This window comes from Pedobacter immunditicola, from assembly GCF_037482985.1.
Lineage (GTDB): Bacteria > Bacteroidota > Bacteroidia > Sphingobacteriales > Sphingobacteriaceae > Pedobacter > Pedobacter immunditicola.
On sequence record NZ_JBBHKC010000006.1, the window covers coordinates 402,448 to 416,896 of the forward strand.

Here is a 14,449-nt window from a genome sequence, read left to right on the forward strand (position 1 = left end):
AAAATGAAACAGCATATCATAAAGTTATTATCTATAAGCATCCTATTGTCCCTTGGCGCTTGTAAAAAGGACTTTTTAGCACAAACAGATCCAAACGCCGTTACGATAGACAATTTTTTTAAATCAGAAAACGACGTGTTACTTGCCGTAAATGGTGCCTACCAAAGTTTGAGAAGTGGTAATACGATGGGAGAAACCAGCCAGCTTTTTACAGATGAAAGATCGGATGATGCCGGACGGGATGACAATCAATCCAATGCAGGTGAACCTTTTCAGTTCAACGATTTCTCCATTTTACCTAGCAATTCGTATTTGAAAAGCCATTGGTTAGCCCTTTATGAGGCTATTTCAAGAACCAATGTAATTTTAACCCATATGGAAAAAGTTACTTTTCTTAATGAAAGTAACAAAGCCCGTTATGCGGGTGAAGCGAAATTTATCAGGGCACTGATGTATTTTGAACTGGTTAGAAAATGGGGTGACGTACCCTTGGTAACTGAGCAGTTGTCTACTTTAGAGGAAGTAAGCGCTAAAACATCCAGGGTGCCTCAAGCCGAAGTTTACAACCTGATTATAGCTGACCTTAAAGCGGGACTTGACAGTGATTTGCCAAACTTTCAAAGTGCAAGTGGTGTCGGCCGTACTTCAAAAGCAGCTATTAATGCCTATTTAGGGAAGGTTTATTTAACCATGGCGACTACACTGCCAGACAATAAAGCCGAAAACCTGCAACAAGCCAATACTTATCTATTGGCAGCATATAACATGCGTACTTTCGGTTCTTTGGCTGAAATTCCTTATGCTGATGTATTTAATGCGGCTAAAGAAACCACGAACAAAGAAGCTATTTTTCAGATTGCTTACATACAAGGTGACATTGATTACAGTTCAAGAATTGCTGCAAATAACCAGGCAAAAGGTGAAACTATTAACTCCCAAAATGTAGCAACTGGTCCCGGCGCAAAGGCGATGCTTGATTTGGTGAAAGATTATGAGGCCAATGACTCCAGGAAAGAGTTTTCGGTGAAATTTGGAAACGATGCCCAGGTGCAACATTGGTTTATCACCAAATACCGTGATAACAGTGATGCTGCAGGTAAGAATGGTTATGGTGGAAATGACTGGATCCTGATGCGTTATGCTGATGTGATTTTAATGCTTGCGGAAGTGAATAATTTAATGGGTAATGAGGGAGAGGCTATCCGTTATTTAGATATGGTTAGGGCAAGGGCTGGGGTACCATTATATGCCGTTGCCAGAACAAATGCTAATTATAACACTAAATACCCGACTTTGAAATTAGCTATTTTACATGAGCGCAGGGTAGAGCTTGCTTTTGAACATCACCGTTGGTTCGATTTGTTAAGGGCCTTCAATGCCGATGAACTCGTGGCGTTTTTTAAAGCAAAATCCCAGGCTGATTATGGAAATGCAAAATTATCAAACATCTCTACCAAAGACAGGTATTTCCCGATTCCATTCGATGAGGTAAAACTTGATCCGGTTAAAATGTATCAAAATCCGGGTTATTAGTTCATTGATCAATAATCCTTAATGGAATGATAAAACAGGCTGATCTTCATTAGCCTGTTTTATCATTTATACAGCAATCGAAATTTAAATGCAAATGAATAGAATCACCAGATTTTCACTCTGTTTTCAGGTTCCAGGTACAAGGAATCCGTTGGTTTCACATTAAATGCCATATAGAATTCGGGAATATTTCTTACCACACCATTCACCCTGAATTGTGCCGGTGAGTGGGGGTCAGTACTAACGATGTTTCTTAAAGCCTCTTCATTTGATTTATATAACCAAGCCTGCGCCCAACCAATGAATACCCGTTGTAAGCCTGTAAAGCCATCCATAACAGGTGATGGTTTACCATTAAGACTGTTTTTGTAAGCCTTAATGGCGATACTTAAGCCGCCAAGGTCTCCAATATTTTCGCCAAGGGTGTATTCACCATTTACATTTAAATCAGGGAATACCTGGAAACTATTGTATTGAGCCACCAGTGCTCCGGTTCTTTTTTTGAATTCATGCTGATCATTTTCAGTCCACCAATTCCGCATTACCCCATCGCCATCAAAGGTGCTGCCCTGGTCATCAAAGCCATGGCCGATTTCGTGACCGATTACACCACCTATGGCACCGTAGTTCACCGCATCTTCCGCATTCATGTCGAAGTAGGGTGGTTGTAAAATTGCTGCGGGGAACACGATCTCATTCATTAAAGGGTTATAATAGGCATTCACCGTTTGCGGCGTCATTCCCCATTCGGTTTTATCAACTGGTTTACCCATCTTGTTCAGGTTGCGGTAATATTCAAACAACGCTGCTCTTTTTCGATTCCCATACAGGTCATTTTTAAAGACTTTTAAAGCACTATAATCCCTCCACTTGTCAGGATATCCAATCTTAGGCTTAAACTTACTAAGTTTGTCTAAAGCTTGCTTTTTAGTTTCTGGACTCATCCAATCCAATTCCTTAATGCTGGATTCATAGGCTTTCAGCAGGTTGCCGACTAGCTGAAGCATCCTCTCTTTGGCAGCAGGCGGAAAATGTTTCTCAACGTAGACTTTGCCAACTATTTCCCCTAAATCCTGATTCACAGCAGCAACAGCCCTGCGCCATAGTGGTTTTTGTTCCTTAATGCCAAACAAGGTTCTGGATTCAAAATTAAAGTGCTCTTCATCCAAAGCGGAGTTTAGGGAAGTTGCGGCACCTTTGGTGGCACTCCATTTTAAATAATTCTTCCAGACACTCAATGGGGTGTTTTTTAAGATGCTGTTTAGGTTTTTAGTGTAAGCAACCTGGGTAATTACCAAACTGTCGAGGTTTTTAATATCAGCTTCAGCAAGTAAGTGTTTCCAGTCCAGATTTGGTGCCAGGGTGTTTAAATTCTTGACCGCATATTTATTATAAAGTCCTGGTAGATTTCTGGTTTCTTCTTTTTTCATATGCTGCGAGGCAATCATCGTTTCCAAAGCCATAATTTGGGTGGCTTTTGCTTTCGCATCAGAGATGCCTGCCAGTTTCAGCATGTTTTCGATATGGATCACATACTTCGCCCTGATAGAGGCCGTTTTAGGATCTTTCATGAAGTAATATTCCCGGTCAGGCAAACCAAGGCCTCCCTGCCAGGAGTAGATCATGTATTTTTTGGGATCTTTAAAATCTTCTATAATACCAATATTCAAAGGAATCATGTTACCGATTTTATTGGCATAGGCAAAGTAAGCTGCAAGGTCTTTTGCATTGCTGATGGCATCAATTTTTTTAAACTCTGCCAGGAGAGGCTTCAGGCCAATAGAATCCCGGACCTTCATATTCAGATATGACTCGTAATAATCGCCGATCTTCTGTTCTTCCGTACCATTCTCCGGATTGGCTTTTGCCGCTTCCTCGATAATCTTTTTTACGTCTTCCTGCGATTTATCGTATAAGATCGCCATGGTTCCATAAGTAGCTCTATCTGACGGGATATTTGTTTTTTTAGCCCAATTACCATTCACAAATTGGGTGAAATTATCACCAGGATTTACAGTTGTATCCATATTTTGTTTACGGATACCTGAATGCAGGCCGTCGCCCGGATCAGTATTTTGAAATGCGGCTGTGAGCAACATGGGGCCAATGATCAGCGGCAGCCAGGCGGTTAGTATAGGTTTCATCATTTCTTATTGTTTTTAATAGGTGAAGCTGTTTATGTTAACCTAATTTAATGAAATGATAAGTGATTATCAATGAATAGAAGTAATTTTTAAATGAATAAAAAGTTGATTTTCAATTTGTTAAAATCAAATTACCGAAACCAAAAAGGTGGCGTGGTGTTTTTAAAGAAATTACAGCATCATGGGAAATCAAAATCAAAATTACGGTGAAAACCAGGGCGAAGACAGAAATAGATTAAACCCTAATCAGCAACAGCGGGATCAAAATTTAGATGACGATGCGTCATTAATTACCGACGGCCCGGTTGGTGAAAATGAAGGGGATGGTGGGGCTGATCTATATGAAACAGATGTTATACCGGGCTCTGAAGATGTTCTGGATGATCTGGAGCTGGACCCTGATGATGACCTGAATACCAATGTTGAACAGGAAGACCTGGATGCACTGGAGGGTATGGATCAGGATGATGACGACCGCCTTTAATTAGCGCAGGTCCTTCAAGTGTTTTGGGCTTCGCATGGAAATTATAAATTCAAATGCGAAGCCCGGTTAATAATTCCGCCTGGTGTGTCAATTTAACAAGTTGCCAGTGAGGAGGGTTTAAAAAGTATACTTTTAATGTTGTTTACTAAATCCATCATGTCAAATGGTTTCGAAATAAATGCGTCGCAACCGTAATTGCCTAAAGACTTAATCACTTTATCATAAGCTGATAAAATAATTACCGGCAAGTTTTTAGTAGCTTCTTTCTTTTTTAATTCGGCGCACATTTCGCCTCCATTTGCTCCGTCCATGATATAATCTAAAATCACGAGGTCGGGTTGGTGTATGGTAATTAGAGAATGGATGTCATCAGCCCGATTACTTGTTTTGACATCAAACCCAAAGTATGATAAAGCAGACGCTAAAACTTCAAGCAAAGCTGTGTCATCATCAATCAACAGTAGTTTCTTCATAGAACTTTAGATATTATTCTGTAATAACAACGTATAAAGTTGTGTTCTTGATATACAAAAGTAGAGTTAAGTTTTTACTTTGCAGCCGTAATTGTACGCGATATTTTAGTGTTAAATACTTGAACTATAAGCTGATAACCTATTAAAAAGTATAGTAATTTTATTGAGGTGAAGGTGTTTTTAATCCGTCTTTTATCATTTGGTTAACGAGAAGAAGCGGGTTTTTTCAACAAATCCATCTACTGATGCGGGATTCCAGGTTTCAGATTGGGCTGACCAGATTAGGTTTTCTGTCTTTTTATCCTATCATAAATTGGCTGGCTGGATTAAGAAGGAAGTTTTAACCCAGAAATGCCGGTAACCACTTCTTCCTCTTCATCATTCGCCTTTTTGCCTTTTTTCTTCTTTTTCTTATCACCACCGCGCAGCTGTTCTTCCAGGTATTTATCAAATTCTGTCAGCTGTTCGCCTTTCAGGATGGTTCTGATTTTATCGTTATTTTCATTTTGCAGGTTATACAGTTTGCCCATATCGTCCTGGTTGAACATTCCTGCCTGTTGTTTTTTTGCAAAAGATACCTGCTCTTTAGAAAAATCAAGCATATAATTATAAATGATATTCCGCTGTGTGGGATTGATTTTTACCTTTTTGGTCAGGGCTTCGATATTTTTTTGAGCTATTTCAACAGCTGTAGGCATTTTCTGGGCCTCCGCCATTAAAACACTACCGCATATCATTGACAACATTAAAAGGTATTTTTTTATCTTATCTAGCATAGCCTGTGATTAATTTGTGCAATTTATGAAATAATCTGCAATACTTAATTTAATTATTTCGGATATCATCGGGATTACAGATGCCTTTACCATGCATACACAATCGTTTGCGTTAACTACGCTCTTTGGTAGATCCAAACCAGATTCATTGAAGTGTTACCTTAAGCAATCAATTCCTGCAGCTGATCCTCAACTTCCAGGTATCTCTTTAATAAAGTAAGCTGATTTTGAGTACGCTTAAAATTATGATCTTCGTACTGGCGACCATAATAGATGTCATTTTGAAGGTAATCGGTAAGGAAACGAATCGCCTGCATAAATATCATGAATTTACCAGCATAGATAAAGTAAGTCTTTTCAGCATCGGTCAATACATCGCCCATTTCTGATAAGTAACCGTCGTAGATCGCTTTGAAAAATGAAGTTCTGATGTTGATTTTAGTGAGATCTGTTTCTTCTTCACTAACCGCACACAGGTAAGTACGCATCATATCACCAACATCACTGATGTAATAGCCCGGCATCACTGTGTCCAGATCAATAACACAAATGCCCCTGTTTTCTGCATCAAAAAGCACATTATTGATTTTTGTATCGTGGTGAATAACGCGTTCAGGAATTGCTTTGTCCTTGACCAGGTCCTCGTAAATGGTTACAATTGCTGCATTTTCTTTAATAAAAGCAATACAATTAGCGGCCTTTTGTTTCCTGTCGGCTGTAGCATTTTCGCATGCAGCAATAAACTTTTGATACCACAGACTGAGGTTATGGAAATTAGGTATGGTGATTTTAAGGTCACTCACCTGAAAATCATTTAATGCCTTGCTAAAGCCTCCAAATTGTTTGGCGGCTTCAAAAGCTTCCGTTTCTCTATCGAGCACATTTAACGAATGCGAATCACTCACGAAAGGAAACATCCTGAAATATCCGGACGGCGTGTTGATTAAGGTGTCTCCGTTAATGGCAGGCACGGGACTTATAAAATTATACGCTGGATTATTGTCATTCAGGAATGACCTGATGCCTGAAATGTTGTAGTCAATATCAAAAGGTGTTTTGAATACAGTATCGTTAACCTTCTGTAAAATGTATTCCGCAGAACCATTTGACACTTTCCAAGTGCGGTTGATCAACCCATCGCCAAATAATTTAATATTATTTTCAACCGCATCTATCCCGTACAATTTTAAGATTTTTTCAAGCATAGAGATTAATTTATTTACTTATGATTCAAACGTAAACAATTTCACTCTGTGATTTTTGAACAAACGTTTGTGTAAAATAAATATTTTAATCTTTGTTCGTGTTTAGAACCAATTTAGACTCTATAATGGTATTATAATACGCTTCCTGCTTTGTTGCACTTCTTTCTTTTTTGGCCAATAAATCCAGTAATATTTCAGTTGCTTTCTGCGCCTGTTCAAAAGGAAACTGCTCTACAGAGGCAACAGGCACATGATCCATGTAATTGATTAGTGGAAGGTTGGCAAAGCTTACAAAATCGAGTTTTTCATTAGCCGGAATATTCAGGGACCTTGTTTTTTTGATGGCGAATAGGGCTATGTAGTCATTGAAAGTAACGATGGCAGTTACCTTTCTTTTGTGCTCCATTAATTCTGTTAAACACTTTTCGGTATCCGTTTCTGTAAGGTCACAATTGAGGATGAGCGAGGGGTCAAACTTCAGGCGGTTCTTTTGCATGGCTTCAATATAACCTTCCTTACGTTCAGCACTTGCACTCAGTGTTTTTGGTCCGTTGATCATGCCTATGGTCCGGTGTCCTTTTTTCAATAGGTAATTAACGGCCTCAACAGTTCCGGTTTCGATATTACAGGTAACAGAGTGGATGTTTGAAAGGGGGGGGATCCTGTCGAAAAATACAACCGGGATATCATATTTTTTTAAACGCTCAAAATGTTCAAAAGAGGAAGTGTTTTTAGCTAAGGATACCAATAAACCATCAACCCGGTGGTTTTTCATTTTTTCTACCAGTTCTCTTTCTTTTTGTTCATCATCATGAGACTGGGCTAAAAGCACGGTATAGTTCTTTTTATAAGCCGTTTCTTCGATGGCACTGGTTGCCGAAGAAAAGAATGCTTCGGAAAGTTCTGGAAGGATGACGCCAATGGTGAATGTTTTTCCTTTTTGAAAAAATACTGCAGCTTGGTTGGGCTCATAATTCAATTCATCCGCTACTTTTTTGACTTTTTGCCTGGTGGTTAAACCGATGCTGGGATGGTCATGAAGTGCCCTCGATACTGTTGATACAGAAATATTTAATTTAGTTGCTATTTCTTTTAACGTAGCAGGCTTAGAAGACATGAATGTATATTAAAATAAAATCGCAATATACAGATATTTTTGCAGACCCTAAAAAGGCTAAAAGGCTGTCTTTTTCCAATAGGATTCGATGTAATCAATTAAAAGATATGAAACCCTGATCAAAAATCAAGTTCCTTGTCTTAACGTAGATTTCCTAACGATCAATTCAGGGTTGATAATGTGGTTTTGAATTTTCACGGGAACTTCAGCTGTAATTTCTTGAATAATAATTTCTGCTGCAAGTTCACCTAAATTAAAAGGATGTTGAACTATGGTGGTTAAGGATGGGAATATATAAGATGACATTGGTTCATTTCCGAAACCGGCAACACCAATTTGTTCTGGAACTTTTAATCCCCGTTCTTCCAAAAGTTTAATTATTTCAATTGCCCCTCTATCATTTACACTAAAAAATGCATCGGGAGGATTGGCGCTGTTCAATAATTCCATGACTGCTGACAATGCCCTTTCTCTTTGGAAATTGCAGTATTTTATATGGCTCTTGGGAACGGATATACCAGCATTTTTAATCGCACTTACACATCCTGCAATTCTTTTCAACAGTTTCTTTAGAATGGCATAGCAGAATGCCTGATACCCTAAGATTGAGTCCAAGAATTAGCAAAACAATTAGGTCCAAATGCTTTGTTACATGGAATCACGGTAGGTGATATGGTATTTGATAAGTTCAACCTTATTCCCCGATACAATGAAGCCGTTAAAAATACAGGCGTAACTTTCTTTCATGGGCTCGGGAATCATGATATGGATTATAACAAAGGAGGCGATGAGGCTTCAGATCAGACCTTCAAGCGTTATTATGGTCCTAATTACTATTCATTTAACCGGGGAGATGCTCATTATATCGCCCTGGATGACGTTCGGTATTGCTTCTGATGGCACTCCAAAAGGATATGGTGTTTACGAAGTAAAAGGAAATGCGTTGACATGGTATTATAAATCTACTGGTTTTGATAAATCAGAACAACTGCGTATCGCTGTAGACGAGCTGACCAACCAAAAAAGAGTGATTGCGAATGTGTGGAATGCCGATCCGGAATGGAAAATCGAATGTTGGCTGGATGGAAAACCTGCAGGTGCTATGGAAAGAATTTCTGGGTTTGATCCTCTGGCTCTTGCCCAGGTTGCCGATGACAGCGAAAAGACCTATAAACGTTTTCCTAAACCGAGGAAAACTGAACATTTGTTTCTATGTCATGCTCCTGCCTCCACAAAAAAGGTCCAGGTGGTAGTGACTGATCGTTTCGGGAATACCTATGAAAAAAGCTGGGAAGAACACCTTGTTGGGTAAAATTGCAAGGAGTTAAGTATGATTCAATCTTAACTTCATCTGTAAAGTTCCTTATAGGAAAGTGAATTTTCGTCCTTGTAGAGGCGTTTACCTATGTTTTTTGGTGCCGACTACGTTCTTCTAAAAAACCGATAATCTCACTTTTAGCGCGGCTTTCATTCCAATTGCTCAGGGATAGGCTTGGGAAGAAATGATTCGCAGATAGTTAATAAACATGGCTATAATTGTGATGAGAATCATATTTATACATATTGGAAGTCATCGTATGTAGTAAGACCTAGAAGTACTTTTGGACTATCAGTTCATCAAGATAGATCACCATGAAAAAAGTACAAACATCCCAAGGAATTTGGGCCGGATTAAAACTCACCTCCCTGTTATTATTGCTGGCAACGCAAACCCTATCAGCTCAAACAGTCTATAAATTAATTCCTGGTAAAGGGACAGTCGTAAATGTTTCGGGCACCTCAAATGTGCACGGTTGGAACATGACTTCTACTTCGGCCGAAAGTCAGGGAGTTTTCAAACTCAATGCCAAAGATGAGATTATCAATTTGAGTAATTTCAGTTTCTCGACAACTGCTAAAAGCCTTAAAAGTGGTAAATCAACAATGGACAGTCGGACCTATAAAACCATGAAAGCAGACCAGTTTCCGACTATTAACTACCAATTGAAATCTGTAGATGTTGCAATGGTACAGCACAACAAATATAAAATACAAACTAAGGGCAATGTAACCATTGCGGGTAAAACGCAACCTATTGCCATTGTAGTTACCGCTGTTGTGAACGCTGATAATTCGATCACCTGCACAGGTACTACACCAGTGAAGCTTACAGATTTTGGTATCGAGCCACCAAGTTTTATGCTCGGAGCGATGAAGGTTGGAAATGATCTGACCATCAAATTTGACCTCGATTACAAAGCTAAATAATACAATAAATTCACCAGTACTATACTTACAGTTATGAAAAATAAATTTACTAATCCGAAAATTACAGCCATTGCTGTGTCGCTGATCACCCTGTTCGGCATAAATGCACAAGCCCAGGTTACTAACCTTCGCCCTTACGATAAAGCTGGTATCAATGTATTCGAAGCGCCAAAAGACAGTAATACAGTCTTCGATAAAATAAAAGTGGATTTCGGTGCCGGTTTTACCCAATCCTTTCAAGGTTTAAAACATGAAAACGCATCAGGCGGATTATATAGAATATCCCCCGGTTTTAATACAGCAAATGCCAACTTGTTTATGGATGTGCAATTGGCAGATGGAATCAGGTTGAACCTAACGAGTTATCTTTCTTCCCGTCACCATAACGAAACATGGGTAAAAGGCGGTTATATCCAGTTTGACAAACTTCCCTTCAAAGGAAAAGTTTGGGAGGATATCATGTCAGTGACTACCATCAAAATTGGTCACATGGAAATCAATTACGGCGATCAGCATTTCCGTAGATCTGATGGAGGACAGACGATCTATAATCCATTTATTGAGAACTACATCATGGATGGTTTCACTACCGAAATTGGTGGAGAGGTTTTGGTAAGAAAAAATGGGGTGTTCGGTATGGTCGGTGTATCAAACGGAATGATAAAAGGGAATATCGATAGTTTAATAGCTACTGTACAAGATGAAAACATCCATAAATCACCCGCTTTGTATTTAAAAGGTGGATTTGACAAACAACTGAGTGAAGATTTAAGATTTCGTGTTGCCGCTTCCTACTATAGCAACAACAGTTCAGGTGGACAAACACTATATGGTGGCGATAGAACGGGTTCAAACTACTTTATGGTGCTCGAAAAATTGGGTGCAACATCCGCAGCCAATGCGTTTTCAGGAAGATTTAATCCTGGTTTCACCAAGAAAGTAAATGCTTTACAATTGAATGCATTTGTGAAACTACAAGGTCTGGAGCTATTTGCTACTTATGAAAAAGCAAAAGGAAGATCAAAATTTGAAACTGAAGTAAGAGGAGCTGAGCAAATGGCCATAGATGGAGTGTACAGATTCGGAGCTTCAGAAAACTTTTTCATCGGTGCGAAATACAACGTGGTCACTGCTGAATTGGCTAATGTAGCCGCTGTTGGAACCGCTCCTGCAATTAATTATGCCGGAGATGTGAAAATTGATCGTATTGCTTATGCAGCTGGCTGGTTCATGACCAAAAACATATTGTTGAAAGGCGAATATGTAACCCAGAAATACGAAGATTTTCCTACAGCTGATTACCGCAGCGCCGGAAAATTCAAAGGCTATGTGATTCAAGCCGTAGTTGGATTTTAAACACTACCAATTATCAGGCAGGAACAACATGTTCCTGCCTTTACCTAAAAAAGAAAGAAGATGAAATCGTTGATTTTTCTGTTTTTAGCGCTTACGCTGACAAGTTTTAGCAAAGTACATCAACTTGTTGCAGTAAATAAATCATCCAAATGGGTAATCAGCGAAAACAGTAGTCTCGTCGTAAACGGCAGTACGAATGTGAACAAATTTTCCTGTTCCATTCGCCAATATCCCAAAACCGATACGGTACTGATCACTGATGATCAAAAGAGCAAGGTGCTGCTTTCCGGTGAGCTTAATATCGATGTTAAAAACTTCGACTGCAATAACCTGATCATGACCAAACAGCTCAGGAAGACGCTAAAGGAAGATCAATTTCCAACTTTTCAAATCAGATTTTTATCGCTAAAGGAGACATCGTTTTTAAAACAAAAGAAAGACATCGTTAAAGGACTTGTGGAGATTGAAATAGCTGGGGTAACCAAACGTTTTGAGATCAGTTATCAATTAAGCAAAGATAAAAATACGATGCTATTTACAGGAAGACAGCCTATCAATTTCTCTGATTTTAAGCTTGTACCGCCCAGAAAGATGGGTAAGCTCATACAGGCAAAAGATCAACTCGTTGTGGTGTTCCTTTTAAAAATGGAAGCCGCTTCCTAGGATTTTAAACTAATCACTGTTAAACCCTTAATTATGAGTACTATTCCAGACTTAAAGCTATCCTCAGAACTGCAGGAGCTATACCTTGAAAACAAAGAGTGGATTTCACAATTACAATTTTTGAAGGATGAATTTCGGTTTTTCACTAAGCTTTTCGATGAAAAGCAGATGGCCGCGAAAAAACAATCTCCAGAACAAGTATTGATGATCGAAGATAACTTAACACAACTTCATCAAAAGATAAAAAAGTTAGAAGAATTGACCACAAAACACCAGTCCCTGATCGAATCTATTTTGAAAGATCAAGACCAATCTATCGGTCTGGAACTCATTGAGCAGAATGTAGTTATCCGTAAGGAAATTAAATTACTACTTAAAACTGATCGGTTGATCAAAGATGATCTTTTTGCATTTGTAGAAAAAATATAAAATATGAGCAATCCAATTTATATCTCCGAAGATCTGGCACTGGAAACTGTAAAGTCTGGCGACCGCGTATTCATACATGGCGGAGCTGCAACTCCCGTTTGCCTGGTTAAAGCCTTGCAGCGGCGCCATTACCAGCTCAAGAATGTCGAACTAGTGAGCATTACTACATTAGGTGAAATTGACTTCGACAATCCTGAATTTAAAGATTCCTTTTTTTTCAATTCACTTTTTGTCTCCGCGTCCACAAGGAACATCGCCAATAGTGATCATGGCGATTATGTGCCGATTTTCCTGAGTCAGATTCCACAACTGTTTCGCAGAAACATTTTGCCAATTGATGTAGCACTCATCCAAGTATCGCCACCTGACTCGCACGGTTATTGTTCTTTAGGCACCTCAGTTGATATTGCAAGATCAGCAGTAGAAATGGCCAAACATGTCATCGCCCAGATTAATCCTTTAATGCCGCGCACGCATGGTGACGGTTTTATACATATCAGCAAAATTAATTCAATGGTCTGGTATAACGCAACCCTCCCTGAGGTTGATTATAGTAACCAATTGAATGAAGTGATTGAAAAGATTGGCTTTAATGTTGCCTCTCTGGTAGAAGATGGTGCAACGCTTCAAATGGGCATTGGTGGTATTCCAGATCAGGTACTTAAAAACCTGAACAACCACAAAAATCTGGGAATCCATACCGAAATGTTTTCGGATGGCATTATTCCCTTGATTGAAAATGGTGTAATTAATAACAGTAGAAAGAAGCTGAACCTAGGTAAGTCTGTAACCTCTTTCATTACAGGAACACGCAAGCTATACGATTTTGTAAACGATAATCCGGCCATTCGGGTAATGGATATCTCTTATGTAAATGATACCAGTATCATTAGGCAAAATCCAAAGGTAACGGCGATTAACAGTGCGATAGAGATTGATCTTACTGGTCAGGTGTGTTCAGATTCCATCGGCACCTACCAATTTTCTGGCATTGGTGGTCAGATGGATTTCATACATGGTGCTTCATTATCTGAGGGAGGTATGCCTATTATTGCGATCCCTTCTCAGACCAATAAAGGAATAAGCAGGATCGTGCCGTTCTTGAAAGAAGGAGCAGGTGTAGTTACTACTCGTGGACATGTACACTGGGTGGTTACGGAATATGGCATTGTCAACTTGTTCGGCAAGAGCCTGAAGCAAAGGGCTAAGGCGCTGATTGATATAGCGCATCCCGATCATAGAGAAATGCTCGAGATCTCGTTTTATCAGCGGTTTAAAATAATGTCATCCGCTTATAGCTAAAACAAGAGAGGTCGTATCATGGACAAATGGTGTGGCCCCTAATAGTTGGACAGATTATCAAATTAAGTTTTTTTGTACAAGAGTTCGGTATTTCACCGGGCTCTTTCCATTTAACCTGTTTTTTATTTTTTTTATTATTATAATAGTCAATGTATTCTTTTAATGAAGCAATAAACTCTTCTGCAGTTTCAAAGCTCTGCGTGTATAATAATTCTGTCTTCACGATTCCAAAAAAGCTTTCAGCCAAGGCATTATCTAAGCAGTTTCCTTTCCTGGACATACGTTGAATAATTCCATGTTTCTCTAAAGCCTTTCTATACTATAATGTTGATATTGCCACCCTTGGTCAGAATGAAAAATAAGTCCCTTTGTATTTTTGACTTTGTCAAAAGCGTCATGTAACATATCGGCTATCATCTGCATATTTGGACTTTTTGAAATACTATAAGAAATGACTTCCCCATTGAACATGTCAATTATAGAAGACAAGTAGATCTTCTGGCCTTTAATATTCATCTGAGTGACATCCGTAGCCCATTTCTGATTAGGCAAACTGGCCTCAAAATCCCTTTCAAGTACATTGGGGGCAATTTTGCCAACCTCACCTTTATATGAGCGATAGCTTACTTTCCTGATATTACATTTTAAGCATAATGTTCACATTTTTTTTTGAACAGTCTTATGATTTATCCTATAACTCGAGTTCTTCCTTTCGGCAGT

At 39.0% G+C, this 14,449-nt stretch carries 17 protein-coding genes; 9 read left to right on the top strand and 8 right to left on the bottom strand.

Annotated elements, in window-relative coordinates:
• Positions 1-3: 3 nt before the first annotated feature.
• Complete coding sequence (locus WG905_RS13180) at positions 4-1,533, top strand: RagB/SusD family nutrient uptake outer membrane protein (RefSeq protein ID WP_339592196.1); 1,530 nt, start codon at positions 4-6, stop codon at positions 1,531-1,533.
• A gap of 104 nt (positions 1,534-1,637) precedes the next feature.
• Here WG905_RS13180 and WG905_RS13185 read toward each other — a convergent pair whose 3' ends face one another.
• Positions 1,638-3,680, bottom strand: a complete 2,043-nt coding sequence (locus WG905_RS13185; RefSeq protein ID WP_339592197.1) for a M13 family metallopeptidase — start codon at positions 3,678-3,680, stop codon at positions 1,638-1,640.
• A 178-nt stretch (positions 3,681-3,858) separates the two neighbouring features.
• On the opposite strand from WG905_RS13185, the gene WG905_RS13190 reads away from it, so the two are divergent.
• Complete coding sequence (locus WG905_RS13190; RefSeq protein ID WP_339592198.1) at positions 3,859-4,161, top strand: hypothetical protein; 303 nt, start codon at positions 3,859-3,861, stop codon at positions 4,159-4,161.
• A gap of 92 nt (positions 4,162-4,253) precedes the next feature.
• Here WG905_RS13190 and WG905_RS13195 read toward each other — a convergent pair whose 3' ends face one another.
• The 5 genes from WG905_RS13195 to WG905_RS13215 form a co-directional block, all read right to left on the bottom strand.
• The gene (locus WG905_RS13195) at positions 4,254-4,634 is read right to left on the bottom strand and encodes a response regulator transcription factor (RefSeq protein ID WP_339592199.1); all 381 of its coding nucleotides are present in this window, start codon (positions 4,632-4,634) and stop codon (positions 4,254-4,256) included.
• Between the two features lie 326 nt (positions 4,635-4,960).
• On the bottom strand, positions 4,961-5,410 hold the full coding sequence (locus WG905_RS13200) for a hypothetical protein (protein ID WP_339592200.1): 450 nt from the start codon (positions 5,408-5,410) through the stop codon (positions 4,961-4,963).
• Between the two features lie 161 nt (positions 5,411-5,571).
• Positions 5,572-6,615 (bottom strand): phosphotransferase enzyme family protein, encoded by a 1,044-nt coding sequence (locus WG905_RS13205; RefSeq protein WP_339592201.1) that lies wholly within the window; start codon positions 6,613-6,615, stop codon positions 5,572-5,574.
• An 85-nt stretch (positions 6,616-6,700) separates the two neighbouring features.
• Positions 6,701-7,732 (bottom strand): LacI family DNA-binding transcriptional regulator, encoded by a 1,032-nt coding sequence (locus tag WG905_RS13210; RefSeq protein WP_339592202.1) that lies wholly within the window; start codon positions 7,730-7,732, stop codon positions 6,701-6,703.
• Positions 7,733-7,858: 126 nt separating this feature from the next.
• A complete protein-coding gene (locus tag WG905_RS13215) occupies positions 7,859-8,293 on the bottom strand; it encodes a LacI family DNA-binding transcriptional regulator (RefSeq protein ID WP_339592203.1) in 435 nt (144 codons plus the stop codon).
• A gap of 84 nt (positions 8,294-8,377) precedes the next feature.
• Between WG905_RS13215 and WG905_RS13220 the strand changes: the two genes are divergently transcribed.
• The 7 genes from WG905_RS13220 to WG905_RS13250 all read left to right on the top strand — a co-directional run bounded on the left by WG905_RS13220 (position 8,378) and on the right by WG905_RS13250 (position 13,729).
• Positions 8,378-8,629: a hypothetical protein gene (locus WG905_RS13220; protein ID WP_339592204.1), complete on the top strand. Its 252-nt coding sequence runs from the start codon at positions 8,378-8,380 to the stop codon at positions 8,627-8,629.
• Complete coding sequence (locus WG905_RS13225) at positions 8,586-9,044, top strand: calcineurin-like phosphoesterase C-terminal domain-containing protein (protein ID WP_339592205.1); 459 nt, start codon at positions 8,586-8,588, stop codon at positions 9,042-9,044. Before WG905_RS13220 ends, WG905_RS13225 begins: the two co-directional genes overlap by 44 nt.
• Before the next feature lie 320 nt (positions 9,045-9,364).
• Positions 9,365-9,979 (top strand): YceI family protein, encoded by a 615-nt coding sequence (locus tag WG905_RS13230; RefSeq protein ID WP_339592206.1) that lies wholly within the window; start codon positions 9,365-9,367, stop codon positions 9,977-9,979.
• Positions 9,980-10,012: 33 nt separating this feature from the next.
• Positions 10,013-11,335 carry a hypothetical protein gene (locus WG905_RS13235; protein ID WP_339592207.1) on the top strand — a complete coding sequence of 441 codons (1,323 nt, stop codon included), beginning with the start codon at positions 10,013-10,015 and terminating at the stop codon, positions 11,333-11,335.
• Between the two features lie 60 nt (positions 11,336-11,395).
• Positions 11,396-11,998, top strand: coding sequence for a YceI family protein (locus WG905_RS13240; protein WP_339592208.1), 603 nt, complete (start codon positions 11,396-11,398; stop codon positions 11,996-11,998).
• Positions 11,999-12,031: 33 nt separating this feature from the next.
• Positions 12,032-12,427, top strand: a complete 396-nt coding sequence (locus tag WG905_RS13245) for a hypothetical protein (RefSeq protein WP_339592209.1) — start codon at positions 12,032-12,034, stop codon at positions 12,425-12,427.
• A 3-nt stretch (positions 12,428-12,430) separates the two neighbouring features.
• Positions 12,431-13,729, top strand: coding sequence for an acetyl-CoA hydrolase/transferase family protein (locus WG905_RS13250; RefSeq protein WP_339592210.1), 1,299 nt, complete (start codon positions 12,431-12,433; stop codon positions 13,727-13,729).
• A 16-nt stretch (positions 13,730-13,745) separates the two neighbouring features.
• On the opposite strand, the gene WG905_RS13255 is transcribed toward WG905_RS13250, so the two are convergent.
• Complete coding sequence (locus WG905_RS13255) at positions 13,746-14,021, bottom strand: IS3 family transposase (protein WP_339592214.1); 276 nt, start codon at positions 14,019-14,021, stop codon at positions 13,746-13,748.
• Between the two features lie 11 nt (positions 14,022-14,032).
• Positions 14,033-14,281 carry a DDE-type integrase/transposase/recombinase gene (locus WG905_RS19540; RefSeq protein ID WP_431844517.1) on the bottom strand — a complete coding sequence of 83 codons (249 nt, stop codon included), beginning with the start codon at positions 14,279-14,281 and terminating at the stop codon, positions 14,033-14,035.
• Positions 14,282-14,449: the final 168 nt, after the last annotated feature.

What these genes read in the sequence shown, in the direction of transcription:
- WG905_RS13230 (WP_339592206.1), top strand. Translation starts at nt 9,365, where the DNA reads ATGAAAAAAGTACAAACATCCCAAGGAATTTGGGCCGGATTAAAACTC.
- WG905_RS13190 (WP_339592198.1), top strand. Translation starts at nt 3,859, where the DNA reads ATGGGAAATCAAAATCAAAATTACGGTGAAAACCAGGGCGAAGACAGA.
- WG905_RS13240 (WP_339592208.1), top strand. Translation starts at nt 11,396, where the DNA reads ATGAAATCGTTGATTTTTCTGTTTTTAGCGCTTACGCTGACAAGTTTT.
- WG905_RS13250 (WP_339592210.1), top strand. Translation starts at nt 12,431, where the DNA reads ATGAGCAATCCAATTTATATCTCCGAAGATCTGGCACTGGAAACTGTA.
- WG905_RS13245 (WP_339592209.1), top strand. Translation starts at nt 12,032, where the DNA reads ATGAGTACTATTCCAGACTTAAAGCTATCCTCAGAACTGCAGGAGCTA.
- WG905_RS13225 (WP_339592205.1), top strand. Translation starts at nt 8,586, where the DNA reads ATGCTCATTATATCGCCCTGGATGACGTTCGGTATTGCTTCTGATGGC.
- WG905_RS13205 (WP_339592201.1), bottom strand. Translation starts at nt 6,615, where the DNA reads ATGCTTGAAAAAATCTTAAAATTGTACGGGATAGATGCGGTTGAAAAT.
- WG905_RS13235 (WP_339592207.1), top strand. Translation starts at nt 10,013, where the DNA reads ATGAAAAATAAATTTACTAATCCGAAAATTACAGCCATTGCTGTGTCG.
- WG905_RS13195 (WP_339592199.1), bottom strand. Translation starts at nt 4,634, where the DNA reads ATGAAGAAACTACTGTTGATTGATGATGACACAGCTTTGCTTGAAGTT.
- WG905_RS13185 (WP_339592197.1), bottom strand. Translation starts at nt 3,680, where the DNA reads ATGATGAAACCTATACTAACCGCCTGGCTGCCGCTGATCATTGGCCCC.
- WG905_RS13210 (WP_339592202.1), bottom strand. Translation starts at nt 7,732, where the DNA reads ATGTCTTCTAAGCCTGCTACGTTAAAAGAAATAGCAACTAAATTAAAT.
- WG905_RS13200 (WP_339592200.1), bottom strand. Translation starts at nt 5,410, where the DNA reads ATGCTAGATAAGATAAAAAAATACCTTTTAATGTTGTCAATGATATGC.
- WG905_RS13180 (WP_339592196.1), top strand. Translation starts at nt 4, where the DNA reads ATGAAACAGCATATCATAAAGTTATTATCTATAAGCATCCTATTGTCC.